The organism is Dyadobacter koreensis, from assembly GCF_900108855.1.
GTDB classification, from domain to species: Bacteria; Bacteroidota; Bacteroidia; order Cytophagales; family Spirosomataceae; genus Dyadobacter; species Dyadobacter koreensis.
The window spans coordinates 323,835-348,699 of sequence record NZ_FNXY01000009.1 but is presented as its reverse complement, the minus strand read 5'-3'; the positions used below and the strand labels follow the sequence as shown (position 1 = coordinate 348,699).

General features: G+C 41.8%; 20 protein-coding genes. 9 read left to right on the top strand and 11 right to left on the bottom strand.

Going from position 1 to position 24,865, the window contains the following annotated elements; genetic code table 11:
- The first annotated feature begins 37 nt into the window (after positions 1–37).
- The gene (locus BMY70_RS26690) at positions 38–1,060 is read left to right on the top strand and encodes an LLM class flavin-dependent oxidoreductase (protein WP_090340703.1); all 1,023 of its coding nucleotides are present in this window, start codon (positions 38–40) and stop codon (positions 1,058–1,060) included.
- Between the two features lie 71 nt (positions 1,061–1,131).
- Here BMY70_RS26690 and BMY70_RS26685 read toward each other — a convergent pair whose 3' ends face one another.
- The 10 genes from BMY70_RS26685 to lipB all read right to left on the bottom strand — a co-directional run bounded on the left by BMY70_RS26685 (position 1,132) and on the right by lipB (position 12,743).
- Positions 1,132–2,973, bottom strand: coding sequence for a M56 family metallopeptidase (locus BMY70_RS26685; protein WP_090340701.1), 1,842 nt, complete (start codon positions 2,971–2,973; stop codon positions 1,132–1,134).
- Between the two features lie 2 nt (positions 2,974–2,975).
- Entirely contained in the window at positions 2,976–3,350 is a 375-nt protein-coding gene (locus BMY70_RS26680; RefSeq protein ID WP_090340698.1) for a BlaI/MecI/CopY family transcriptional regulator, read from the bottom strand.
- A 275-nt stretch (positions 3,351–3,625) separates the two neighbouring features.
- Entirely contained in the window at positions 3,626–4,750 is a 1,125-nt protein-coding gene (gene dnaN, locus BMY70_RS26675) for a DNA polymerase III subunit beta (RefSeq protein WP_090340695.1), read from the bottom strand.
- 112 nt (positions 4,751–4,862) lie between these two features.
- Positions 4,863–6,515 (bottom strand): gliding motility-associated ABC transporter substrate-binding protein GldG, encoded by a 1,653-nt coding sequence (gene gldG, locus BMY70_RS26670; protein WP_090340692.1) that lies wholly within the window; start codon positions 6,513–6,515, stop codon positions 4,863–4,865.
- A 64-nt stretch (positions 6,516–6,579) separates the two neighbouring features.
- Entirely contained in the window at positions 6,580–7,473 is an 894-nt protein-coding gene (locus tag BMY70_RS26665) for a 3-keto-disaccharide hydrolase (protein ID WP_090340689.1), read from the bottom strand.
- Positions 7,474–7,922: 449 nt separating this feature from the next.
- Positions 7,923–8,294, bottom strand: coding sequence for a GxxExxY protein (locus tag BMY70_RS26660; RefSeq protein ID WP_090340687.1), 372 nt, complete (start codon positions 8,292–8,294; stop codon positions 7,923–7,925).
- A 61-nt stretch (positions 8,295–8,355) separates the two neighbouring features.
- Positions 8,356–10,743, bottom strand: a complete 2,388-nt coding sequence (gene rnr / locus BMY70_RS26655) for a ribonuclease R (RefSeq protein ID WP_090340685.1) — start codon at positions 10,741–10,743, stop codon at positions 8,356–8,358.
- A 63-nt stretch (positions 10,744–10,806) separates the two neighbouring features.
- A complete protein-coding gene (locus BMY70_RS26650; protein WP_090340682.1) occupies positions 10,807–11,541 on the bottom strand; it encodes a 3'-5' exonuclease in 735 nt (244 codons plus the stop codon).
- 21 nt (positions 11,542–11,562) lie between these two features.
- On the bottom strand, positions 11,563–11,976 hold the full coding sequence (locus tag BMY70_RS26645) for a hypothetical protein (protein WP_090340679.1): 414 nt from the start codon (positions 11,974–11,976) through the stop codon (positions 11,563–11,565).
- A 14-nt stretch (positions 11,977–11,990) separates the two neighbouring features.
- Positions 11,991–12,743: a lipoyl(octanoyl) transferase LipB gene (lipB, locus tag BMY70_RS26640; RefSeq protein ID WP_090340676.1), complete on the bottom strand. Its 753-nt coding sequence runs from the start codon at positions 12,741–12,743 to the stop codon at positions 11,991–11,993.
- Positions 12,744–12,934: 191 nt separating this feature from the next.
- Here lipB and BMY70_RS26635 point away from each other — a divergent pair, with 191 nt between their 5' ends.
- From BMY70_RS26635 to BMY70_RS26605, 7 genes are all read left to right on the top strand, one after another.
- On the top strand, positions 12,935–13,291 hold the full coding sequence (locus BMY70_RS26635) for a YraN family protein (RefSeq protein ID WP_090340673.1): 357 nt from the start codon (positions 12,935–12,937) through the stop codon (positions 13,289–13,291).
- A gap of 69 nt (positions 13,292–13,360) precedes the next feature.
- Positions 13,361–15,649 (top strand): glycosyl hydrolase family 95 catalytic domain-containing protein, encoded by a 2,289-nt coding sequence (locus BMY70_RS26630; RefSeq protein ID WP_090340671.1) that lies wholly within the window; start codon positions 13,361–13,363, stop codon positions 15,647–15,649.
- A gap of 156 nt (positions 15,650–15,805) precedes the next feature.
- Positions 15,806–18,559, top strand: a complete 2,754-nt coding sequence (locus BMY70_RS26625) for a DUF1553 domain-containing protein (protein WP_090340668.1) — start codon at positions 15,806–15,808, stop codon at positions 18,557–18,559.
- A 39-nt stretch (positions 18,560–18,598) separates the two neighbouring features.
- Positions 18,599–20,074 carry a DUF1501 domain-containing protein gene (locus BMY70_RS26620; protein ID WP_090340665.1) on the top strand — a complete coding sequence of 492 codons (1,476 nt, stop codon included), beginning with the start codon at positions 18,599–18,601 and terminating at the stop codon, positions 20,072–20,074.
- 54 nt (positions 20,075–20,128) lie between these two features.
- Positions 20,129–20,452, top strand: coding sequence for an L-rhamnose mutarotase (locus BMY70_RS26615; RefSeq protein WP_090340662.1), 324 nt, complete (start codon positions 20,129–20,131; stop codon positions 20,450–20,452).
- Between the two features lie 20 nt (positions 20,453–20,472).
- Positions 20,473–21,954: a c-type cytochrome domain-containing protein gene (locus BMY70_RS26610; RefSeq protein WP_090340659.1), complete on the top strand. Its 1,482-nt coding sequence runs from the start codon at positions 20,473–20,475 to the stop codon at positions 21,952–21,954.
- A 183-nt stretch (positions 21,955–22,137) separates the two neighbouring features.
- Positions 22,138–23,043, top strand: coding sequence for a sugar phosphate isomerase/epimerase family protein (locus BMY70_RS26605; protein WP_229209792.1), 906 nt, complete (start codon positions 22,138–22,140; stop codon positions 23,041–23,043).
- On the opposite strand, the gene msrC is transcribed toward BMY70_RS26605, so the two are convergent.
- The gene (gene msrC, locus BMY70_RS26600) at positions 23,044–23,529 is read right to left on the bottom strand and encodes a free L-methionine (R)-S-oxide reductase MsrC (RefSeq protein ID WP_090340652.1); all 486 of its coding nucleotides are present in this window, start codon (positions 23,527–23,529) and stop codon (positions 23,044–23,046) included. It abuts the gene before it with no gap.
- A gap of 460 nt (positions 23,530–23,989) precedes the next feature.
- Between msrC and purU the strand changes: the two genes are divergently transcribed.
- A complete protein-coding gene (gene purU / locus BMY70_RS26595) occupies positions 23,990–24,823 on the top strand; it encodes a formyltetrahydrofolate deformylase (RefSeq protein WP_090340650.1) in 834 nt (277 codons plus the stop codon).
- The last annotated feature ends 42 nt before the right edge of the window (positions 24,824–24,865 follow it).

Genomic DNA, 24,865 nt, shown 5'->3' with positions numbered 1-24,865 from the left:
ATTTTATTTGAGAAACAAACATTGTCAAAGGAATACCATGGAAATAGGAATTGATAGTTTCGCCGCCATGTTCAGTGGTGAAGCGGTAACGGCAATTGATGATGTGGATGCAATGGCTCAGTTGCTGGAAAGAATAGAACACGCGGATTATTCCGGTCTTGATGTATTTGGAATTGGCGAACATCACCGGAAAGGATTTCTGGACTCGGCGCCTTCGATGATACTGGCCGCCGCCGCTTCTCGTACGAAGAAAATTCGTTTGACAAGTGCCGTAACGGTATTGAGTGCTGCTGATCCGGTCAGAGTTTTTCAAAATTTTGCGACGCTGGATCTGATCTCTCAGGGAAGAGCCGAAATGGTTGTAGGTCGTGGTTCTTTTACGGATGCTTTTCCTTTATTTGGATTGAACTTGCAAGATTATGATAAATTGTTTTCAGAGAAACTGGATCTGTTACTTAAAATCCGGGATAATGAGTTTATAACCTGGTCTGGAAAATTTCGTCCTGCGTTGCAGAATCAGCCTGTTTACCCACGACCATTACAGGAAAAAATACCGATCTGGTTAGGTGTGGGTGGTACGCCGGAATCTTTTATCCGTGCCGGTATGCTGGGTTTGCCTTTGATGGTAGCTGTTATCGGTGGGGAAACACATCGTTTCCGTCCGTTGGTTGATTTGTATAGAGAAGCGGGGAAAAGGGCAGGATTTAAACCGGAAGAACTTCAGGTTGGTCTGCATTCGCTTGGTTATGTGAGTGATTCCACGGAAGTAGCAATTGAAGAATTTTTTCCGGGATATTCAGAATCATTCACTAAAATCGGGAAAGAACGTGGCTGGCCTCCAATGACAAGGGCACGATTTGAATCTCAAATGGGACCGGAAGGTGCATTATTAGTAGGTGGGCCGGAAGAAGTTGCAGAGAAAATACTTCGCCATAGTGAAGCCCTTGGCGGGATATCACGACTAACATTTCAAATGGACAATGCCGGAATATCACATGAAAAACTGATGAAATCGATTGAAATCATTGGTCAGAAAGTTTCGCCTTTGGTTAATAAATAAAAGATTGGGTTCAAAGAGAAATCGGCGTATTGCTGTCATTTGCAATACGCCGATTTGTTTAAACATTCAATTTATCTTCTGGCCGGAGAAGGTGGTGCTGGTGGTGTTTTTGGAGAAAGTGCCGGTGCGGCCGGAGCCGCTGGTGCTGCAACGGCAGGTTTTGACTTCATTTTTGGTGCTTTTGGTGCCCTTGCCGGTCTTGGCGGCGCAGGGTATAATTTTTCAATTCCAAGAGACGCCAGTCCCATATCCTTCCCGATTTCATCCATCTTACCGCTCAATTGATCCATTTCTTTTTCCATGTCGCGATAAGGTTCACCCGCTTTTTCACCTTCTTTCAGGTTATTTGCAAGGTCAGCATTTAGTTTGGTAATGACTTGTTCCTGCGCTTTAATCTGCTGTTCAAAATCAGCCAGTTGTTTTTCAAGTTCTGCCTCATTTAACTTCGTTTTGGATTTAATATCAGGATGCAAAAGATTAGATCGTTTTTCCAGCAATCCCTGACGGATCTCATTCGCATTATCTTTTTTCCAATCAATTTTTTCGCGGTCTCTGTCAAAATGCTCCATTTCAAACTGGCGTTTTTCCATTTCAAGTTGAAGCTCATGCATACGGCTTTGCAGCGGCTCCATTTGTTTCTGTAAAACAGCCATTTTTTGATGGAATTCATTCATCTTACTTTTAAGAGAATCGTTCATCAACAGAAAGTCTGATCCATCAAAATCTTCATTAATGTTTACATTGATGTTTTCATCGATCTCCGGTATTTCAGTATTAATCTCCTGTTCAGCATCCACGACTGTCCTGTATTCATCTCTTACAGTAACATATTTAGATTGTCTTGAAGCAACCTGATGTGTTTTTGCTTTTGCCTTTTTCTTTTTAATCGTATCCTGCCCAACTGCATAAACGGACACACCGATCAATGCGGCAACAAATAACATCGTAACTGGCAAGCCGCCAAAGATCCTGGCCGACTTGGGAGCAACGCCCAATACGCGTTTTACACGTTGTAACAAAAGAGGTTTTTTAGAAGCAAAAGCCACAGCCAATGAATGATTTGTTTTAAATTCAGCAATTCCAACCAATGCATGCGCCAATGAAAGGCGATCTCCGCAAGCTTCAATAGCTAAATCATCGCAGCAATGCTCACGCTCAACGCGGACACGCTCGGACAGCCACCAAAGTGCCGGATGAAAGAAGAAAACGACTTCAACAAAAGATTGAAGCATATTGATCAGATAATCATGGCGACGGATATGTGCCAGTTCATGCGCAAGAATGGCTTCGATTTGAGCCGTTGGAAAACCCAGCAATAGTCCGATTGGGATTAATACTACCGGCTGCAAAGTCCCTATCACCATCGGAGTCAAAATTTTCGAAGATTCTTTCAGTTCTATGGATTGATAAACTTTTAATTTTGCTGTTAAAACCCCAAATCTTGCTCTCCATTCTTTGTTCATAACCAATCGTGCATTATGACGAAGATATTCGGTGTAAATCCATCCTCCCAGAAATCTTGCGACCAAAACAGCTGCGCCAATAAGCCAGCAAATGACAAGTTCCTGGATATGTGTCGCGAGCCAAAGCTGAACTTTTGAAGTTAGTGAAAGTTCGTAAGTTAATGTTTTCCAGTCGGATACGTTATGCGCTGTGTTTTTCAATGCAGTACTTAAAACCTTTGGAGCAGCATTGAAATAATAATAGAAAAAAGTAACTAGCGATGAAATGACCTGAGTAGAAAGTGTCAGAATTCCCACCGTGTAACGAACTGTTGCCGGGCTTTTTCGCAACAGATATAACGCAATGCTGGCAACTAATACGAGCAAAGCACCTTGCCAAAGTGAATGAACCAGCATCCATCCAAAGGAGGAAACAAGCGCGTCAGAGAATAAGTTGAAAAACGATTTCATGGCTATTTTTTGTTTTCAAGGTTGTTTAACAATTCACGAATTTCATCTAATTCTTCTTTAGAAGTTGAGTGATTTCCCAAAGCCTGCATGACCAAACGGGCAGCAGAACCACGGAATGTTGATTCAACAAAACGTCCAAGCAAATCCTGCTGCGTTTCTTCTTCGTCTAGTAAGGCTACGTAAATGTGAGAGCGGCCGCTTTCGGTTCTATACAAAACGCCTTTGTCATGCATAATCTGCATCAGTTTAAGGGTCGTAGTGTAACCTGTGTCTTTGGATGCAGAAAGGAAATCATGAACTTGCCTCACAGTCGAAGGGCCTTCTTTCCATAAGTAGTTCAAAATTTCCAGTTCAGATTCTGTTGGTTTTATGATCATGGCTAATAAAATTTTAGTAATTTGATTTTCAATTCAAAAGGATAAATTGACTATGTACGATTTAGTTCGTAACAAATGTCTACGAAAAGATTCGTATTTGCAAGGGTCTATTACGATTATTTTCGTACTTATAGTTGAAAATATCAGTTTATCAAGTTTAATATGCTGATTTCCAGACATATAAAAAATGCCAGCAGGAATTTCCTACTGGCATTTTTTATTATTTTAACAAAAATTAAGATAGACTAATATCTCAATTTCGATAGCTATATCTTCTAAACGTAAGTATTCAACATTACCGGCATGACCAGCATAAGAATATCTTCATTTTCTTCCTGATCAACCGGGATAATTAAACCGGCACGGTTAGGTGCAGAAAGTTCGAATGTAATGGTTTTGCTTGACAAGTTTCCAAGTACCTCAATAAGGAATTTGGCGTTGAAACCAATTTCCATGGCATCGCCGTTGTACTCGCACATTAAACGTTCGTTCGCTTCATTTGAGTAATCAAGATCTTCCGCAGAAATTACAAGATCATTCAAAGACATTTTCAGACGAACCTGGTGTGTGGTACGGTTTGAATAAATGGAAATACGACGCAATGAGCTCAGAATTTCCATCCGGCCAATCGTCAGCGTATTGGGATTGTTTGTCGGAATTGCATTTTCGTAATCCGGGAAACGCTCATCGATCAAACGACAGATCATACGGATATTTCCAAAACTGAAAAATGCGTTGGACGCAGTAAATTCAGCTTTTACAGGAACATCATCAGAAGGCAGACAAGATTTCAGCAAGTTCAAAGCCTTACGCTGAATGATCATGGAAGTATCAACATCCGATTTGATATCAGAACGACGGTAGCGCACCAAACGGTGACCATCGGTAGCCACGAATGTTGCATTTTCAACCCCCATCTGAACAAAAACCCCGGTCATAGCAGGTCTCAAATCATCTGTGCTGGTTGCAAACAACGTATTGGCAATTGCAGCGCCCAAAGCAGAAGAAGACAGATCAACCGATTGTCCGCGGTTTACAGACGGCGTTTTTGGGAAATCGATCGGGTTTTCACCAGATAATTTATAACGACCATTGTCTGAAATAATCTCTGTTCCAAAAGTTTCACTGTTAACCTGAAGCGTGATAGGCTGCTCAGGAAGACCGCGTAATGTATCCAGCAAAAGTTTTGCAGGGACAGCAATAGCGCCTTTCTCTGTGGATTCTACTTCAATTTCAGTAATCATCACTGTCTGCAAATCAGATGCAGTAACAGTCAGGCGATTACCTTCAAGGGAAAGTAAAAAGTTTTCTAATATAGGTACGATTGGGTTCGTTGAAACGACACCATTAATTGCAGATAGTTGCTTGAGCAGTACCGATGACGAAACGACAAACTTCATAATTCGTGACGGAAGTGGTTAAATAAAAATTATAAAAAATCCAGGCAGATCTGAAAATCTGTCTGGTAGGGAACAAAAGTAAGAAAAAAAATGTACTCTGCCGCCTTATTTATCAGGCAAATTTGCGCCGCCGGATATAGTAACGAATCGCTCCGAAAATACCGAGAATCACCAGAGGCAAAAGAAGATTCAGCGTTTGCCAGAATTTTTTGTCCTTGTGCACCGCAATCTTATCCAGCGCACGGATACTGATTTGTTTGCTTCGTGAATTGATGATTCCATTTTCATCAGTCATATAATCCAGCGCATGCATGACGAAATCTTTATTGCCAAAAATATTGGTGGAAGCACGATCGTAACCTAGTGGAAGCGGGGTATTTCGGCGGTAATCAAAGTCATTCACGACGACATCGCCATCAGCGCAAATAATAATTTTCCCCTGCCCTGTTGATTTAAAAGTTTTCGAACGCGGATCGTTGGGCAAGATCCTGTTTTCAAAAAGCGAGTTGAAAGAACCTTCCAAAAGTACTGCTGCGAGTTTTACTCCCCCTTTATATTCAGAAGGATCCGGCTGCTGGCGGGCTTCGTTATAACCAACTAAGGCTGGTGTATTGACCAGATTTGTATAGGGCGAAGTCATTAAAAGCGGAGTTTTCTGAATTCCTGGCGCGCCACCAACTGTATCCAGAGAACTCAGAAACCGGGAATAAACGGCATCCGTATTTCTGGTGATCGGACTTGGCCCAAAATTATTCAGTAAAGGAAAAAATCGCCAGGGAACAGCCTTTATTTCAGGCTTATCGCCCATATTTCCAACATTCATTGGAATCGTCGCACAATTCAGATCTTTGACAAGATTGTTATTAATCCTGGCTCCCCAACGGAAAAAAAGATCGTTCAGATTTAAATCAAGCGGTTGTACATAATTCCCTTCCAGACTTACACTATCCACTTTGGCTCCGTCAACAAAAAAAAGCGCCTTTCCCCCTCCGATGACATATTGATCCAGTTTGTATTTTTCTTCCTCAGAAAACGGAACATCAGGTTTCAGGATCATCAAAGCATCAAGTCCCTCATAAGTTTCAGGATCGTTTACGACCATGAATACGTCATAACTTTGCTGCATCGTGGCGATTAGGTCGCTAAGCCGGGCTGGTGGGAGTTTTTGTGTATGATTTACAAGTAAGCCAACTTTCTTCTTGACAGGACTTTCAAGTACGCGAATCGCGGAAGCCAATTGGAATTCTACGTTTTCGTAAGATTGATTTAACTGTTCCTCGGGAGTGCTGCTTTTATTTCCTTTTAAAAGCTGAACCGGAATTGCAAGCGTATCAGCCTGAACGATCGCTCCAGGAAAAATCAGTTTTTCAGTGCGTTTTCCGTCTTCATTGGCAAAAAGATTTGTCGGCGTTAAGCCGCGATCAACAAGATTTTGATATTGTTTTTTCCGTTCATCTTCACTTGCCGCATCAGAAGGATCAGAAAACTGGAAGGATAAATGTCCGTTGGAGTATGTTTTAAATTCTTCAAGCGTTTCGCGGGTAGCACTTTCCAGACGTTCAAATCCAGGTGGAAATTCACCCGAAAGGTAAACGTTGACCGTGACGTCTTTATCTAAATTGCTTAAAAGCTGCTTGGTTGCGTCCGAAATAGTATATCTTTTATCTTCCGTCAAATCCCAGCGGAAAAAGAATAGAGAAGCCAGCCAGTTCAGTCCGGCCAGGATGATCAATACAAATAAGAACCTGAAAATTGTTTTTTTCATGAAGCAGTAACGCCCGTTTTTCAGCAAAAATATAAAAACTATACGGAGTTATTGCGGCAGGCGGTTATTTCTTGTATTTACAGCTTTTATTATCAGCAGATTGATAGTACGATTTGTAGTTGGAAGCTTTTGGATCCATGCAGCCTTGAAGATTCAGAATTTCAATATCTTTGAAGTCAATCGGGTGACTTTCAGCCTGTAAAGCAATATAACCACTCGTTAACGGCGTGCCATCTTTTTTGATCCATTCCTCGGCATTACTGAAATGTCCGGCTTTAAAATCATGGTCTTTGCCTACATAACCTCCGCCGATTTTAGGTTTGGTAAATGTGAAAACAACATCACCATTGATAATATGATGAACAATAGAATCGCCCAGAACGATTGCCTCGGCAGAAACCCATTGATCGCCATCATACGTTTTTGAAGTTGAATTGATGCAATGTGCCTGGTCAATTTTTCCGTTGACCTCAACGATGGTGCCTGGCGTGCAAAGGTTTCCTGTTGTGCGTTCTCCGGCATTCAGCCCGCCCAGGTATTGCATTTCCAAAGAAACCGGGAAATCCTGATCAAGCCCTAAACTTGCAGCAGACTGAGAATGAAGCATAATTCCGCTGTTGCGAACATTCCAGGAAGCCCCGCCCGGCACCTGGTTTCCAGTAAAGCGATATTTTAGACGTAAACGGTAGTGCGAGTATGGTTTGTTGTAATAGATATGCCCATATTCTGTGCTGAAAGTTTTATATTCCTTATAATTGACCCGGATCATGCCGTCTTCGACGATGAAGGTATTTTTATAATTGTCGTTGACCTTATGTCCGGCAATTTTAACATCCCAGCCTTTCAGATCTTTTCCATTAAATAAGGACTGCCACTCTTCTTTGTCAGGATTATTTTGTGCGAAGGTGGTGTAGGAAAGTAATAAAAGTATTGCAATGAATTTACCGCGAAAAGTCATGTCTAAATTGATTTTTAGAGAAAAGGGATGGTAATAACTTTAATACTTATTTTCCTGCCACGAATACACGAATTTTCACTAATTGGGTACGAGTATTATTTTTGACAGTTCTTATCTACTTTGATTTTGACTAGAATTAGCATAATTCCGAGATACTTCATCCCCAAGATTAGTGAAAATTCGTGCATTCGTGGCAAGCGAAAAGCTGTGGATTTCAAAACCAATTTTTCATATATAAGGAAAAAGGCGCATTTTCCAACGATGATCTTTCTAGCCACGAATACACGAATTTTCACTAATTGGGCACGAATATTATTTTTGACACTTCTTATCTACTTTGATTTTGACTGGAATTAACATAATTAGGATAATCGGATCATTCCGAGATATTCCATCCTCAACATTAGTGAAAATTCGTGCATTCGTGGCAAGAGAAAATTAAAGGCGATTCAAAAAACCAATCTTTTATATTCAAGTTTTCCCCGGCCAAAGTTGACCAGAAGACCAAGCTTGTTACCTGATACTTTTAAATAATTGATGGTTTGCGAGATATGTTCATCTGTCAGAACAGACACACATTTAATTTCCAAAATTATTTTTTCAAATACGACCATATCCGCCCAAAATTTATGAGCTAACATGATTCCTTGAAAATATACGGGATATTCTTTTTCACGCAGATATGGAATTCTGTATCGCTTAAATAAAATTTCCAGAGCGTCCTTATATACGATCTCTGAAAATCCATGTCCAAGCTCATTATGAACTTCCATGCATCTACCTATGATTTCATAGGATTCTTCTTTATAAATAATTGTCATTTAGTGTGTGTTATAGCAGCCAGGAATTTTAACTCCTGGCCAGGTAAAAAGATTTTAGGTTTTACCTCCTCCGGCGTTTAGGTTTTGGTTCTGATGAAGCAGCTTTCTTTTTACGATCCGAAGGTTTTCTTTCTCTTCCGGAATCCCGTGACGACGAACCACGAGAGCTTCTTCCACTTTTTTCATCAAAACCACCGCCATTTCGTGAGCGAATGGAAGAAGTTGTGTTGCCAGCCAAGTACAAATCCATGCTTCTGCGGACCAGATTTGTATCTTTTACTTGCACTTTCACGGCGTCTCCAAACGTGTAGATCTTTTTTGTACGCTGGCCGATCAGACGGTAATTATCTTTATCGTGTTCATAATAATCATCACCTAAGTCATTCATTCTTACCAAACCTTCCGAAGCGGTTTCTGTTATTTCAACAAAAATTCCGAACTCTGTTACGCCTGTAATAATACCATCAAAAACACGATCTTTGTCCATAGTGCTCATGAATTCGACTTGTTTGTACTTAATCGAAGCACGTTCTGCGTCAGAGGCCAATCTTTCGCGTTCGGATGAATGTTTGCAGGCACCTTCGTAGGTTTCGCTGTTCACCGATTCTCCGCCGTTCAGATAATGCTGCAACAATCGATGCGCCATTACGTCCGGATACCGGCGAATGGGTGAGGTAAAATGCGTGTAGCGTTTGAAAGCCAAACCAAAGTGACCCAGATCTTCAACGCTATACCGCGCTTTTGCCATCGTTCTCACAGCCAAAGATTCAATCAGGTTTTGCTCTGGTTTTCCTTCCACTTCATGAAGCATACTGTTCATGGATTTCGCAATTTGTTTCTCGTCGTCGACTTCCAGTTTATGTCCTAGTTTGGCGACAAATGAAGCAAATGTTTTTAAACGATCCGGATCCGGCGCTTCGTGAACGCGGTAAACCATCGTATTTTTATCCGGTCCTTTGGAAAGTGAATACACAAATTCAGCCACCCGTTTATTCGCCAAGAGCATAAATTCTTCAATCAGCTTATGTGAATCGTGGCGTTCTTTTTGATAAACGCCTAATGGTTTTCCGTTTTCATCCAGACGGAAACGCACTTCGGCTGTTTCGAAATTGATCGCTCCGTTTTTGAAACGTTCTTTCCGAAGTATTTTCGCTATGCTGTTCAGCAGCGTCAATTCGTTGGGATAATCTCCTTCTTTTGTATCCAAAACCTGCTGCGCTTCTTCGTACGAATAGCGGCGTTCTGAATGGATCACCGTTCTTCCAAACCATTCTTTCAAAATTTTACCTTTCGGGCTCAATTCAAAAATGGCAGAGAAAGCTAACCGATCCTCATTTGGACGAAGTGAACAAAGATTATTGGATAATTTTTCAGGAAGCATCGGCACCGTCCTGTCGACAAGATATACCGAAGTCGCACGGCGGTTTGCTTCTTTTTCAAGCTCCGTACCAGGGCGAACGTAATGCGATACGTCGGCAATATGCACGCCAACTTCTACATTTCCTTCATCCAGATAACGCACCGAAAGCGCATCGTCAAAATCTTTCGCATCAGCCGGGTCAATCGTGAAAGTTAAAGTCGCACGCATGTCGCGGCGTTTTAAAATTTCTTCTTTCGGAATAGCATCCGGAATTTTCTGTGCCTCTTTTTCAACTGATTCGGGGAATTCGTAAGGCAAGCCAAATTCAGCCAGGATCGCGTGCATTTCTACATCATTCTCTCCTGCTTGTCCCAAAACATGCAAAACTTCTCCTTCGGGCTGACGCGTTCTGGTTGGCCAGGTAGTCATTTTTATGATCACCTTATCGCCATTCGAAGCACCGTGAAGGTGTTCCGGCTCGACGAAAATCGGATCAAATAATTTTTTATGATCAGGTTGAACCACAGCGTATTTCGGCCACACTTCAATAATCCCGACGATTTCTTTTTGCGATCTTTCAACGATTTCAATAACACGGCCTTCCACTCTGGTTTTTCCGGAATCTCCGCGGCTCGTTTGTTGTCTTCTTCCTGATTTGGAAAGTATCTGAACCTTCACGATATCGCCATCCCAGGCACCGTTCAGCAATTCAGTTTCCACATATATATCATCTTCGCGACCTTCAACGATCACAAAAGCAAAGCCTTTGTTAACACGGTCGACACGACCGATAAGGCCAGGATCTGCCTGTGGTTTATTAGGAGCGGCCGTAAATGTTCCGTCGACATTTGAGCGTATCTGGCCGGATTCCTGAAGTTCATGTAAAATCTCGTTAAAAAGCGCACGAACCTTGCGATCCTCTACGCCAAAATGCGCGTGTACGTCAAAAGGACGAAAGGAATGTTCGCTATTTAAATCGAAAAAAGCGGCAATATCTGCTTTCAAACTATCGATATAGGAAACAATGCCATGCGGCGCTTTGACGGTCTTATTTTCTTTAAATTCTTTATTTGGTTTTTTCTCTCTCATGAAGTTTTATGAGTAATTGTTGATTAAGGAAGGTGGAATAATCATGTTGTTAAACTAGTCAAATTATTCCACTCTTGTAATATTATCGGCTCGTACGGGCTGAAAACTGTGCATTTTCAAATATAATTGCGCCAGTACGACCACGTCTTCTCTGCAATATCGGCAAATTTTAGCGAGATCGTTCTCCTCGTAATAAACGCGTGTAACCTGATCGCCGCTCATTTCATTTTTGCTGCCGGGTATATCAAAAACCGCAGCCAGCAAATCCAACGAAGTATAACTCTTATAATCGCCGAATTTCCAGAGGTCCATCGTATCCTGATGCAGGATTTCCCAGGGCTTTTTACCCGTGATCTGTAATGCTTTTGGAATTTCAATGCCCAGGATCAGCATGCGGCGACAAAGAAACGGGAAGTCAAATTCTCTGCCATTATGGGCGCACAGAATGAGCTGCTCTGCCGGATATTTTTCTATAAGTGCTTTAAATTCAAGTAAAAGCTTAACCTCGTCGTCGCCGGAGAAGCTGCGGACTTTGAAGGCTATCTCATTATTTTCATCCCAATAAAAAGCACCGAAAGCGATGCACACAATCTTACCAAATTCTGCGTAAATGGCGCTCCGATCGTAAAAATACTCTTCATTGGAAACGCTCTCATCGCCTTTTCTCAACACCGTCGCTTTCTTATCCCAAAGCTTTTGCATCCGCTCCGGAAGCTGGTCATAGGACGCATAACCGGCTACGGTTTCAATGTCGAGAAGGAGAAAATTTTTTGCTTTGCGGCGAAATTCATCTGTCATAGTGTGTGGTTAATTTATGCTTTAATCATGCAGGACACCTTCCAGTCCCAGCGGCTCGATTTCGATGATATTGTCCTCCACGATGCTGTCCGGCACGAATATAAACTTTTTATCGTAAATCTGATTTCCAAGGAAATAGCTGATCCAGAACTCGTTATTCAGGTGAAAAACTTCCGGCATGATCGGTTCTACAACCACATGATCCTGTGCTTTAATTTCCGGGAAAAAGTGACGCAGGGTTGATGTTTTTATACCAGCATTTTCACCCGATTCCGTATTTCCATACCCTTTTGAAGTAACAAAAACGCCGGTGATCGGCTGGTTATTTTTATTGAGTACAATGACATTCCACTCGGCTTCATTCAGTTCGTTGATTTTACGAACAATTGCAACCTTCACGCCTTCTACCGGATGAAATATTATATCCTTCTTCATTCTTTCCTTTATACTTAATTTTCTAAAATATCTGTTTTTGAATAATATGGATTTGTCCAGCTCATTTCAAAAAGACTTCCTAAGTGATTTTTTAACCGTGCCGAAACTTCATCAAAATCAACGTCATGGCCAAGTTCCTGAGAAATCGAGGTAACAGCCTTATCTTCAATCCCGCAAGGGACAATGTTTCCGAAGTAAGCCAGATCCGTGTTCACATTCAAAGCGAAACCGTGCATCGTTACCCAACGGCTGGCTTTTACGCCCATTGCACAGATTTTTCTTGGATTTTTTTGTTCAACAAAATCAAGCCATACGCCTGTTAATCCACTGATTCTCCCCGCGGTAATATTATAATCGGCCAGTGTAAGAATAATCGCTTCTTCCAGCGTCCGCATATATTTATGAATATCTGTGAAAAAATTATCAAGATCAAGAATCGGGTAACCAACCAGTTGCCCCGGACCGTGATAGGTAATGTCTCCGCCACGGTTGATCCTATAAAATTTCGCCTGCTTCTGGCTCAGATCTTCTTCATTTAACAACAAATGATCCTGTTTGCCGCTTTTTCCCAAAGTATAAACGTGGGGATGCTGACAGAAAATTACACGGTTTGGTGTAAGTAATTGTTCATCAGCCGGAAGTGTGCGGTTTTTGGTTTTTATCGAAAGCGTTTCTGCAAACAATTTTTCCTGGTAATCCCACGCTTCCTGATAATCGATCAGACCTAAATTCTGGAATTCTACTAGTTTATTAATGAGGGTATTCATGTCTGAAGGAAATCGATTTGATCACGGAAAATATCAAATCAAATGGTTTGAAACAAATTACGCCTTTTCGGCTGTGGAAAATCAATTACTTAAAATACTGCTCTAATCAAAGATCGATTAAAACGTATAATCGATTTGGGTTTTCTTTTACTTACTATGCAATAACACTATTTTGTACTAAAAATGTTCGAATGGCTATACACAACACAACCGGAAGCTGGGGTGAAACTCAGGCATTGACCTTTTTGGAAGGAAAAGGTTATGAAATAATTGAAAAAAATTACCGCCATAAACACGCGGAAATTGACCTGATCGTCAAGAAAAACAAAACGTTGATTTTTGTTGAAGTCAAAACCAGAAGCGGCACGGGTTTCGGTATGCCGGAGGAATTTGTAAATTATACCAAGGCGAAATTGATCATGAAAGCGGCGGAAAATTACATTTATACCAAAGACTGGCATTTTGATATCCGGTTTGATATTATTTCCATTTTAATTCTTTCCAGCGGCGGAATTAATATTAAACATATTGAGGATGCATTTTCGTGAGATAGTATGGTTTTCGTGCTTTGGAGTAATAAGATTAAGGATTTCGCTAATTGTCATTCTGCTAAATCAATGTATAAAATTCCCATCTCATTATTCTTAGTTCTTGTTGCGATAAACGCCTCCGCGCAGCCAACAAAAAAACACGACCTACAATTTGATTCACTCGCTATCGTTTGGGACGAAGCAATTCCGCTGGGAAATGCTACCGTTGGCGCATTAATATGGAAAAACGGAGAAAAATTACGGTTCTCACTTGATCGCGCCGACATTTGGGATATGCGTCCGATGGCCGGTTTGCACCGGAGAGAATTCAGCTACAAATGGGTCCAGGAACAGGTTGAAAAGAAAGATTACAAACCTGTTCAGCAATATTTTGACGCGCCTTACGACAAAGAACCCGCTCCATCAAAAATCCCGGCGGGTGCCCTAGAATTTGATTTTGCAGGAAAAAACAAGGTAAAGTCCGTTCATCTTTCATTAGACAAAGCTTTATGTGAAGTTCAGTGGGAAGACGGATTGACGCTAAAAACTTTTGTTCACGCGACGGAACCCGTCGGATGGTTTAAGTTTGAAAATGTTAAAACTGATATCAATCCTCAATTAATTGCTCCAAAATATGAAGGTAAATTATCGGGCGGCGAAGTGAATTCGCTGGTAGGAGATGATCTGGCCAGATTGGGCTACAAACAGGGAACGGTAAATCGACAAGGAAACAGCATTATTTACAAACAGGAAGGCTGGGGAGGATTTAAATATGAGATAACTGTTCAATGGAAAAAAATTGGAACAGGCACAATTGAAGGCGTATGGAGTATTTCTTCACAATACCCTGATAAAAAGCTGAATCCTGTCTCCTCTTCACTTGTCAAGACAACTATATCGCATGGATTTGAAAAAGACTTTGTTAGTCATGCGAATTGGTGGAAAAAATTCTGGAATCAATCAGCCATCCATGTGCCCGACCCTGTTATTGAAAAACAATGGTATCTTGAACAATATAAATTCGGCTCCGCAGCCCGTCGCGGCGCTCCTCCCATTTCATTGCAGGCCGTCTGGACGGCAGACAATGGCAGAATCCCGCCGTGGAAAGGCGATTTTCATCACGATTTGAATACTCAGCTAAGTTACTGGCCGAGTTACAGCGGTAATCATCTGGAAGAAGGATTAGGTTATTTTGATCATCTGGATGAAAATCTGGCTAATTACAAGCGTTATACCAAAATGTATTTCGGCGTTGATGGACTGGCAGTTCCCGGAGTAACCACTTTGGATGGAACGGAAATGGGTGGCTGGATTCAGTATTCACTTTCGCCGACGGTTTCGTCCTGGCTGGCGCATCACTATTATCTGCAATGGCGGTATAGCATGGACACAAATTTTCTGAAAAACCGTGCTTATCCATGGGTGAAAGAGGTTTGCAGTTTTCTTGAAAAAATAACGGTCAAAGACGAAAATGGTCAGCGGAAACTTCCTATCAGTTCAAGTCCGGAAATTAAAGATAACAGTCTGGAAGCCTGGTTTCCGCAAAATACAAACTATGAGCTGGCATTGATGAAATTTTCATTCGGAGCCGGAGCTGAACTTGCTTTGGAACTGGGTTTAGTAGCCGAATCAGATCATTGGAAAGAAATACTTTCTCAGTTTGGTGATTATGCGATCACGGAAAATGAAGAATTAATGTTTGCGCCCAATTTACCTTACCAGGAATCTCACCGCCATTTTTCACATATGATGGCGATTCATCCTTTGGGCTTGATCAAATGGGAAGACGGCGAAAAGTCGCAGGCAATCATCAAAAATACGATTGCGTTACTGGATAAAGTCGGCCCGGATTATTGGTGCGGATACTCCTATGCCTGGCTCGCCAATATGAAAGCGCGTGCCAAAGACGGTGAAGGTGCAGCCAAAGATCTTTCCATTTTTGCCAAAGCTTTTGTACTGCCCAACAGCTTTCATGTCAATGGCGATCAGACAAAATCCGGGTTATCAAAATTTACATATAGACCCTTTACATTGGAGGGCAACTTCGCTTTCGCGGCTGGTTTGCAGGAAATGCTGCTTCAAAGTTATGCCGGATTTATAGAGATCATGCCAGCCGTTCCCGAAACCTGGAAGAATATTGCTTTTGAAAAACTTCGGGCAGAAGGTGCGTTTTTGATCAGTGCTAAAAAAGAAAATGGTCAGATCTCAGAAGTCAAAATAGAATCGGAAAAAGATGGGATTGCTACTTTGAAATTGCCTTTTAAAAAATATCAGACTTTGTCAGCCAGGTTAGTAACGGTTAATGTTTCAGAAGATGGTTATGTAGAATTAAAATGTAAAGCCGGTGGGAGCGTTATATTGAAAGCAACAAATTAGAAAATTGCAAAATTTTATTTTGCGCAAATCGCCTTCTAAATCTTAAATCAGCTATTCGGATAAAATTTGACAGAATTTAAAGGAAAGGAAGTATTTTTATAGTTACCGGTTCTTTTAAAAGGATCAGTAGGTCAAATTAATATTCAGTTCCTGACAATGAAAAAGTGGCATTTTATTGGTTTGGGTGTGGTGGTGATTTTGATATCATCTTTCTCATGGTCGGGATTTTTCGATCATGAGGTGGATTATAATGAGGAGGTTAAGCCGATATTGAACAAAAACTGCATGGGTTGTCATGGCGGTGTGAAGCAGGCCGGCGAGGTCAGTTTTCTGTTTGAACATGAAATGCTGGAACCCGGAAAATCCGGTAAAATTCCTGTGGTTCGTGGTGATGCAGATGCCAGTGAAATGATACGCCGTATTTTGTCAAAAGATCCGGATGAAATGATGCCGAAAGGTGGCACTCCTTTGAAAGATGAGGATATTCAAACCTTGAAAAAATGGATTAACCAGGGTGCAAAATGGGAAACACATTGGGCCTATAAAAGAATTGAAAAACCGGAAGTTCCTTCTAATAAAAATCTCTGGAACCTTTTTGGACTTATCAATACGGGAAATGCCAACTGGCCTAAAAACGAAATTGACGAATTTGTTCTTCAAAAATTAAAACAGGAAAAACTTTCACCTTCCCCCGAAGCGGATAAAGCGACATTAATCCGTCGCGTAAGCCTGGATCTGACCGGCCTGCCTCCTACTGAAAAAGAAGTTGCTGATTTTGAAAAAGATAATTCGGCGGATGCTTATGAAAAAGTAGTCGACAGGCTGTTAAAATCGCCTTCCTACGGTGAACGCTGGACTTCCATGTGGATGGATCTGGCACGTTATGCTGATACCAAAGGTTACGAAAGTGACGGCGGCAGAAATATCTGGCGTTACCGGGATTATGTAGTGAAATCTTTCAATGCGGATAAACCTTTTGATCAATTTACGATCGAGCAATTGGCAGGCGATTTGATGCCGGAAAAGAAAACGGGAATGCCATCCGATGAAAACATGATCGCCACGGCTTTTCACCGTAATACGATGATCAATAATGAAGGCGGAACGGACGATGAAGAATTCCGGGTTGCAGCCCAGATTGATCGTGTTAATACTACTTGGGAGGTTTGGCAGGGAACCACTTTCGCCTGCATCCAATGTCATAGTCATCCGTATGATCCGATTCCGCATGAGGATTATTACAAATACATGGCGTTTTTCAACAATTCCCGGGATGAAGATGTATGGGACGAATGGCCTAAACTTCGTTTTTACAAAGGCGATGATTCGGCAAGGGTTGAAAAAGTGAAATCCTGGATCAATAAACATAATCCAAAAGAGACACAAAAATTCACGCAGTTTATGCGCGTGATGGAGCCGAAAATCAATGCACATAGTATCGTTAAAGGAGACGAATCAACAGTGCTGCTTATTTCTTACTATGGTGTAAAGGATAAGGGAAATGCCAAGATCCCGAACGTTAATCTGACTGGTGCGGGAAATCTGGTAATGAATATTTCTACCAAAGCAGAAAATGCGGTGATGACTTTCCATCTGGATAAAATTGACGGACAGGTTATTTCCAAAGTGAATGTTCCGACCCGGGATACGGTATTGGTCACGCCAATACCAAAAATTTCCGGCAAACACGATATTTTTCTAACCTTAAAAAGCACCAAAAATCCAACAGAATGGGTGCGGATTACCTGGCTTGCATTTCAGGAAGCTTTGCCAGGAGCTGGTGAACCGGAATATCCCGAAATCCTGAAAGATTACTCAACGATTTTAACCAAGTCAACGGAAAGTATGCCGGTTGTTTGGGAAGGAACGGGAGATTTTGCAAGAAAAACCAATGTTTTTGTCAGAGGAAACTGGTCGGTGAAAGGAGCAGAAGTAAAACCGGATGTTCCGAAATTATTGGCACCGATGCCAAAGGATTATCCAAAAAACCGGCTTGGACTGGCAAGATGGATGGTAAGCCGTGATAATGCATTAACTTCAAGAGTGATTGTAAACCGTTTTTGGGAGCAGTTATTCGGAAGAGGCATTGTGGAAACGGTAGAAGATTTTGGCTCACAAGGAGCCGAGCCTTCACATCCGGAATTGCTGGACTGGCTTGCTGTAAACTTTATGGAACAAGATCATTGGAGCGTTAAAAAGCTTCTGAAAACAATGGTTATGTCAGCGACTTATCAGCAAAGTTCAAAATCAGATAAAGCCAGACAAGAACAGGATCCTTACAACCGGTTTATTTCAAGAGGTCCGCGGGTAAGATTGAGTGCTGAACAGGTTCGTGACCAGGCGATGGCTGCCTGCGGTTTGCTTTCCAGAAAAATGTATGGTCCAAGTGTGATGCCGCCACAGCCGGAAGGAATCTGGTTGTCGCCATATAGCGGGGAAAGCTGGAAAGTGAGCGAAGGAGAAGATAAATATCGCAGGGCGGTTTACACCTATTGGAAACGTACGGCACCGTATCCTTCCATGACTACTTTTGATGCGCCAAGCCGCGAGTTTTGTCAGTCGAGAAGGATTTTGACAAATACGCCTTTGCAGGCTTTGGTAACTTTAAATGATCCTGTATATCTGGAAGCAGCCGAAAAACTTGCGACCACCATGCAAAAACGTGGAAAAACACCTGAACAGCAACTCCGGGAAGGTTACAGACTTCTGACTTTCCAGCCAATCAACGATAAAAGTTTGCAGGTTTTGGTTAAAATATATGGCGATGCATTGAAATCTTACCGGGACAAACCGTCTGATGTGGATAGTATTCTGGTATATGGAAAAGAAAGAAAATCACCTGAACTGGCCGCATTGACCATTTCCGCCAACGTGATGCTGAACCTGGATAATGTGGTGACCAAGGAATAACCGGAGAAATTTTCTCTGATTCTAATACTGATTACAGACATGGAAAAGTTATTAAAGGAATTACAACATGCTGATCTACACAGTCAGACGCGCCGGCACTTTTTGCAGTCGGCTGGTTTTGGACTGGGTGCTTTGGGATTAGGTTCGCTTTTGGGATCCTGCGGTAATTCTAATGCAGAAACCAGTGCGACAGCCGAAGCGATGGGAGCGAAGATTCCACAATTTGCACCAAAAGCAAAGCGTGTCATATACATCCATATGGCCGGTGCGCCTTCGCAGCTGGAACTGTTTGATTATAAACCTGAACTGGAAAAATATCACGGGAAAGATTGTCCGGCTGAATTTCTTGAAGGGAAGAAATTTGCCTTTATCCAGGGTGTTCCAAAAATGTTAGGGCCGCAGGGAAAATTCAATCAATACGGACAATCCGGTGCCTGGATGTCTGACTATATACCTTATTTACAAACGGTTGCAGATGAAATCACATTCATCAAAGCCATGCATACGGACCAGTTTAACCACGCCCCTGCACAGTTGTTGTTGCATACAGGAAGCGCACGGTTGGGTCGCCCGAGTTTGGGTGCCTGGTCTGTTTATGGGTTAGGTTCAGAAAATCAGAATTTACCTGGATTCATCGTTTTGGCGTCCGGTGGCAGACAACCTGATGCCGGGAAAAGTGTTTACGGAAGTGGATTTTTGCCGTCCGTTTATCAGGGCGTGCAATGTCGAACAGGCGGAGATCCGGTTTTATATGTGACCGATCCAAACGGGATGAACCGGAATATGCGGAAACAGACGATTGAAGCGATTAACGAGATTAATAAACAAACCTACGACGATGTAAAAGATCCGGAAATATTGACACGGATCAGTCAGTATGAAATGGCTTTCCGTATGCAAATGTCTGTGCCTGAGGTCATGGATGTGTCCAAAGAACCGCAGTTTATTCTGGATATGTATGGGGTGAAACCAGGCGAAGGGACATTTGCTATGAATTGTCTTTTGGCAAGAAAACTGGTTGAAAATGATGTGCGTTTTGTACAACTTTTTGACTGGGGCTGGGATGGCCATGGCACCACGGCGGGCGATAATGTTGAAGGAGGATTGAGAAATAAATGTAGACTTTCTGACAAACCGGTTGCCGCATTAATTCAGGATTTAAAAATGCGTGGTTTGCTGGATGAAACCTTGATTATCTGGGGTGCTGAATTTGGCAGAACACCTATGCAGGAAAACAGAAATGGGGTTGTAATGCCTTACATGGGCCGCGATCACCATTTGGATGCATTTACGATGTGGATGGCCGGCGGCGGAGTTAAAAAAGGATATACGCATGGGGAAACGGATGAATTAGGATATTATGGTGTAAAAGGTCGTGTCCATGTGCATGATTTGCAAGCGACAATTCTCCATCTGATGGGTTTTGATCACGAAAAATTCACCTACCCATTTCAGGGAAGAAATTTCAGACTGACTGATACGGAAGGAAAGGTGGTGAAAAATATTATCGCTTAGATAGGATATAATTGGTCAGCCGTCGTCTTAAGCCTGAAATCAAACTTTAATCCAATGCAAAACGATACCGTGCTTGCTTTCCGTATGCAATTGAACAAAGGAAACGAAGCAGAATACAAAAAAAGACATGATGAAATCTGGCCGGAATTGTCAGAATTGTTGAAAAATGCCGGGATTCAAGAGTATTATATTTTTCTGGATGAAGTTACGCTGGCACTTTTTGCTTTTCAAAAACTCTCGCCAGATGCAGATACTTCCGGATTATCATCTTTACCGATCATGAAAAAATGGTGGGACCATATGGCCGATCTGATGGAAGTGAATGCCGATAATTCGCCAAAAGTTGTCGCTTGCCCGGAAGTTTTCCGCTTACAATAATTCAATGTTTTAATTTTTCTATGTCAACCCTCTTGCAAGCCTCAGACTGGACTTATTTTATCGGGCGATTTCATCCTGTTCTGGTGCATTTGCCCATTGGATTTTTACTGATCGCGGCGCTTTTGGAAATTGGCAAACGAATCGGAAAGATCTCAGTAAGCGATTCTTCAATCACATTTATACTTTTTTGGTCTGCTATTGGCGCGACAATGGCTTGTATGGCGGGATATCTTTTGTCGCTTGGCGGAGGATATGACGAAGAATTATTGAGCGATCATCAGTGGCAGGGAATTGGCGTGGCGGTTTTTGCGTGGATTGCCTGGTTATTTAAGTCAGGGAAAATTTCAATCGGTTCGGCTATTTATCTTCCGGCACTGGGGCTTTCCACGATTTTGACATTTACAGCCGGGCATGATGGCGGCTCACTCACGCATGGAGATGGTTATTTGACACAATATACGCCTGAACCATTCCGGACTCTGGCGGGAATTCCGCCCCGAACAGAAGAAAAGACAGAAATAAAACCAATTACGGATATCAATCAGGCAGTTGTTTACCAAGATATTGTTCAGCCAATTCTGGAAATGCGCTGTGTACAATGCCATAATGAGAATAAGCAAAAAGGCGGATTACGTATGGACAATATAACTATGCTGCTGAAAGGTGGTGAAGACGGCCCGCTATTCGTTTCTGGAAAAGCATTGGAAAGTGCCATGATCAAGCGCTGTCTGCTTCCTGAAACGGACGATGACCATATGCCGCCAAAAGGAAAACCACAGCTCTCAGAATCACAAATTGCTTTGCTGAGCTGGTGGATTGAACAGGGTGCCTCAGCGGATAAAAAAGTGTCGGATTTAAAAATTACGGAACAGGTCAAGCCAGCTCTTGCCTCATTAACATCTGGTTCAGGAGGTGAAAATGCAAAAAGTGCTGAATCTCCGGTTTTAAGTTTACAGGTTCCGGTGCCTAATGAAAAGGCAGTGGAAGCTATTAAAAAGGCTGGACTTCTTGTAATGCCGATATCTCATGATAAAAATCTTTTGGAAGTAAGTGCTGTGAATGCGCCAGGTTTTGGAGATGGGCAGATCAATTTACTATCCCCTTTATCAGACCAAATTATCTGGCTAAAATTGAGTGGAACAAAGGTGACCGATGCAGCAACAAAGGAAATCGTCAAACTTAAAAATCTGAACAAACTGCATTTGGAGTACACTGCCGTAACTGACGCTGGATTAACCGCGCTGAAAGATTTGCAATACCTGGAATACATCAATTTGGTCGGGACAAAAGTTACCGACGCCGGTTTGAAAAATCTTGCTTCGTCCAAAAGTCTGAAAAATATCTATATCTGGAAATCTGCCGTTACGGAGAACGGCGTTGCCGAGGTACAAAAATTGCATCCGGATTTACATATTATCAATGGGTTTAATGAGGCAAAAGTTGCTGAGTTTCTTAAAGCAGGTGACACGTTGAAGCAAACGGAACAGCCAAAAACCAAATAAAATTTTCGCTGGCAGATCGTTTTTAAGAGAACATCAGTAATGCTGCAAAATATTTTTATTGGAAATTTCCCTAAGTCATGACAAGCAGCAGCGCATCAAAATTATTATAATTCGCTTCTTTTCAGCGGATTAACGCAATTAATAAGTTTTACAACCAATTACGAAATGAATCGTAGGAAATTTATGAACACTGCAATAGCCGGATTAGGTACCTTATCAGCCATAGAAACGATCGCAAAAGAAAATGCTCCGTCATTTGAAAAAGTAAACGCCAGTTCCGTAAAAATTCTGGCTACTAACTGGGGCTACGATGGTACTGTTGATGCCTTCTGCGCAGCTGCCAAAAAGGAGGGTTACGATGGTGCAGAATTTTGGTGGCCACAGAATCAGAAGGATCACGACGAGCTATTTGCAGCATTAAAAAAACACGATTTGCAGGTAGGATTTTTATGCGGTTCTGGATTAAAAGACTACGCAGCCCATCTTGATTTTTTCAAGAAATCAATTGACGCAGCCACAACAAAATCAGAAATCAAACCGCTTTATATCAATTGTCATAGCGGAAGAGATCATTTCAGTTATGATCAGAATAAAGCATTTATAGATCATACCAGCGAAGCTTCGGAGAAAAGCGGTATTCCGATTTATCATGAAACGCATCGCGCAAGAATGCTTTTCGCTGCACATATTGCAAGAAATTTTATTGAGAAAAACCCAAAATTGAAATTAACGCTTGATATTTCGCACTGGTGTAATGTGGCGGAAACTTTATTGGAAGATCAGGAAGAAACGGTGAAACTGGCACTTTCCCGCGCTGGCCATATCCATGCACGAATCGGACATCCGGAAGGCCCACAAGTGAATGATCCACGTGCTCCTGAATGGGAATCTGCGCTTAAAGCGCATTTGGCCTGGTGGGACGTTGTTGTGGAAAGAAAAATAAAAAGCGGAGAACAAATTACATTTTTGACAGAATTTGGTCCTCCGCATTATATGCCAACCGTTCCATTCACGAATCAGCCGTTAGCGAATCAATGGGAAATCAATGTTTTCATGATGCACTTGCTTAGGAAACGTTATATCAAATAGCTATAATTTTCTTTCCAAAAGCGTTAGAATGTTTTGCAAGCCTTCCGCATCTGTTTCTGAGAAATCATTCAACTGGTCACTGTCAACGTCCAAAACCATCGCTACAGTACCGTTTCTATGAAAAACCGGCAGTACGATTTCTGATTTGGAAGCTGAAGCACAGGCTATATGGCCGGGAAACTGATCCACATCCGGTACGATGATTGTTTTTTGCTGGGAATAACTTGCGCCGCAAACGCCTTTGTGGAAAGGAATTCGTGTACAGGCAATTGGTCCCTGGAATGGTCCCAGAACAAGTTGTCCTTCTTTTGCTATATAAAAACCGACCCAAAAAAATCCAAAGGCTTCTTTTAGTGCGGCAGCAATATTGGCAAGGTTTGCAGTCAGATCGCTTTCGGTTTCGATCAAAGCATTGATTTGTGGTATTAAGGCGTCGTAAATTTCTTTACGGTCTGTTCCGACAGGTATTATTAATTCTTCAGCCATTTTTTAGGATAAGTAATTTGTAGGTTTAACAGCACTTTTTGGCAAAAAGTTGGAATGATGGGAATAAAAAATTTTTGATTAGTATGATAATGTACCGGATTTTTGGAACGTCCAGGGGCAAATTACAAGGCGTTCCGATGGAACGCTACCAAAAATTGGCTTTCGTAATCTACCAACAAGGTGTGCCGCAGGCACAAAATTAGGAATATACCGCTTATGAGTTTGCGATAGATCCGCTTGATTATTTTATATCTGCCTTAGGCAGATCTTGTTGGTAGAAATGTTAATATTGGGATCTGCCTGCGTTCCTTTCTGGAACGCTTTGTACAATTTTGCATAATATTACGATGCACGCTACACCACTCAAAATATATTTACAAATTCCCATTTCATAATTCAATTCTGCGTTAGACATCAAAAATTCGTTATTTAGCAGAAATATCCAGTATTAATTGAACAGATGAATCACCGCCATATATTGCTGATGGACGGCCCGGACCATAAAGGGCTCATTTATCAGGTAACACGCATACTTTTTGAGCACAATCAAAACATCATTCGAAACGATGAATATGTAAGTCCGTCAGCGTATTTTTTCATGCGGACGGAATTTGAAGGAGAAACGGATGCAACTGAATTGTTACAAATCCTTCAAAAGGAACTGCCGGCCGGAATTAATCTGCGTTTAAATCCCAAAAAGAAAAAAGATATTGTTGTTCTGGTAACCAAAGAACACCATTGTCTGGGTGAATTATTACTTCGATATGCTTTTGATGAGCTGGATGCGAATATCCTGGCTGTGATCAGTAATTATAACACTTTGCAGCCGCTGGTCAGCAAATTTGGGATTCCCTTTCATTTTATTTCACACGAAAACAGAAGCCGTGAAGAACACGAAGAAGCAATTTTGAGAACGCTGGATGTATATCGCCCGGAATACCTCGTATTGGCCAAATACATGCGGATTATCACGCCGGAATTTGTCAACCATTTTCCGGACCGGATCGTCAATATTCATCACTCATTTTTACCCGCATTTATCGGAGCAAATCCCTATCGGCAGGCTTACGAACGTGGTGTGAAAATCATAGGTGCGACAGCTCATTTTGTAAATAATGATCTGGATGAAGGGCCAATTATCGCTCAGGACGTGAAATCTGTTGATCACAGACAAACGGCAAGCGATATGTCAACTTTGGGAAGAGATACAGAAAAACGGGTGTTAACGTCTGCTTTAAAGCTTGTTTTCAACGACCGCGTTTTCATTCATAATAACCGGACCATCATTTTATAAACAAGAAAAAAGCCCTTAGTCAGACTCACCGAGGGCTTTTTG

What these genes read in the sequence shown, in the direction of transcription:
- BMY70_RS26620 (WP_090340665.1), top strand. Translation starts at nt 18,599, where the DNA reads ATGGAAAAGTTATTAAAGGAATTACAACATGCTGATCTACACAGTCAG.
- BMY70_RS26685 (WP_090340701.1), bottom strand. Translation starts at nt 2,973, where the DNA reads ATGAAATCGTTTTTCAACTTATTCTCTGACGCGCTTGTTTCCTCCTTT.
- BMY70_RS26680 (WP_090340698.1), bottom strand. Translation starts at nt 3,350, where the DNA reads ATGATCATAAAACCAACAGAATCTGAACTGGAAATTTTGAACTACTTA.
- BMY70_RS26615 (WP_090340662.1), top strand. Translation starts at nt 20,129, where the DNA reads ATGCAAAACGATACCGTGCTTGCTTTCCGTATGCAATTGAACAAAGGA.
- dnaN (WP_090340695.1), bottom strand. Translation starts at nt 4,750, where the DNA reads ATGAAGTTTGTCGTTTCGTCATCGGTACTGCTCAAGCAACTATCTGCA.
- BMY70_RS26630 (WP_090340671.1), top strand. Translation starts at nt 13,361, where the DNA reads ATGTATAAAATTCCCATCTCATTATTCTTAGTTCTTGTTGCGATAAAC.
- BMY70_RS26635 (WP_090340673.1), top strand. Translation starts at nt 12,935, where the DNA reads ATGGCTATACACAACACAACCGGAAGCTGGGGTGAAACTCAGGCATTG.
- BMY70_RS26665 (WP_090340689.1), bottom strand. Translation starts at nt 7,473, where the DNA reads ATGACTTTTCGCGGTAAATTCATTGCAATACTTTTATTACTTTCCTAC.
- lipB (WP_090340676.1), bottom strand. Translation starts at nt 12,743, where the DNA reads ATGAATACCCTCATTAATAAACTAGTAGAATTCCAGAATTTAGGTCTG.
- BMY70_RS26605 (WP_229209792.1), top strand. Translation starts at nt 22,138, where the DNA reads ATGAACACTGCAATAGCCGGATTAGGTACCTTATCAGCCATAGAAACG.
- BMY70_RS26610 (WP_090340659.1), top strand. Translation starts at nt 20,473, where the DNA reads ATGTCAACCCTCTTGCAAGCCTCAGACTGGACTTATTTTATCGGGCGA.
- gldG (WP_090340692.1), bottom strand. Translation starts at nt 6,515, where the DNA reads ATGAAAAAAACAATTTTCAGGTTCTTATTTGTATTGATCATCCTGGCC.
- purU (WP_090340650.1), top strand. Translation starts at nt 23,990, where the DNA reads ATGAATCACCGCCATATATTGCTGATGGACGGCCCGGACCATAAAGGG.
- msrC (WP_090340652.1), bottom strand. Translation starts at nt 23,529, where the DNA reads ATGGCTGAAGAATTAATAATACCTGTCGGAACAGACCGTAAAGAAATT.
- BMY70_RS26660 (WP_090340687.1), bottom strand. Translation starts at nt 8,294, where the DNA reads ATGACAATTATTTATAAAGAAGAATCCTATGAAATCATAGGTAGATGC.
- BMY70_RS26625 (WP_090340668.1), top strand. Translation starts at nt 15,806, where the DNA reads ATGAAAAAGTGGCATTTTATTGGTTTGGGTGTGGTGGTGATTTTGATA.
- rnr (WP_090340685.1), bottom strand. Translation starts at nt 10,743, where the DNA reads ATGAGAGAGAAAAAACCAAATAAAGAATTTAAAGAAAATAAGACCGTC.
- BMY70_RS26690 (WP_090340703.1), top strand. Translation starts at nt 38, where the DNA reads ATGGAAATAGGAATTGATAGTTTCGCCGCCATGTTCAGTGGTGAAGCG.
- BMY70_RS26645 (WP_090340679.1), bottom strand. Translation starts at nt 11,976, where the DNA reads ATGAAGAAGGATATAATATTTCATCCGGTAGAAGGCGTGAAGGTTGCA.
- BMY70_RS26650 (WP_090340682.1), bottom strand. Translation starts at nt 11,541, where the DNA reads ATGACAGATGAATTTCGCCGCAAAGCAAAAAATTTTCTCCTTCTCGAC.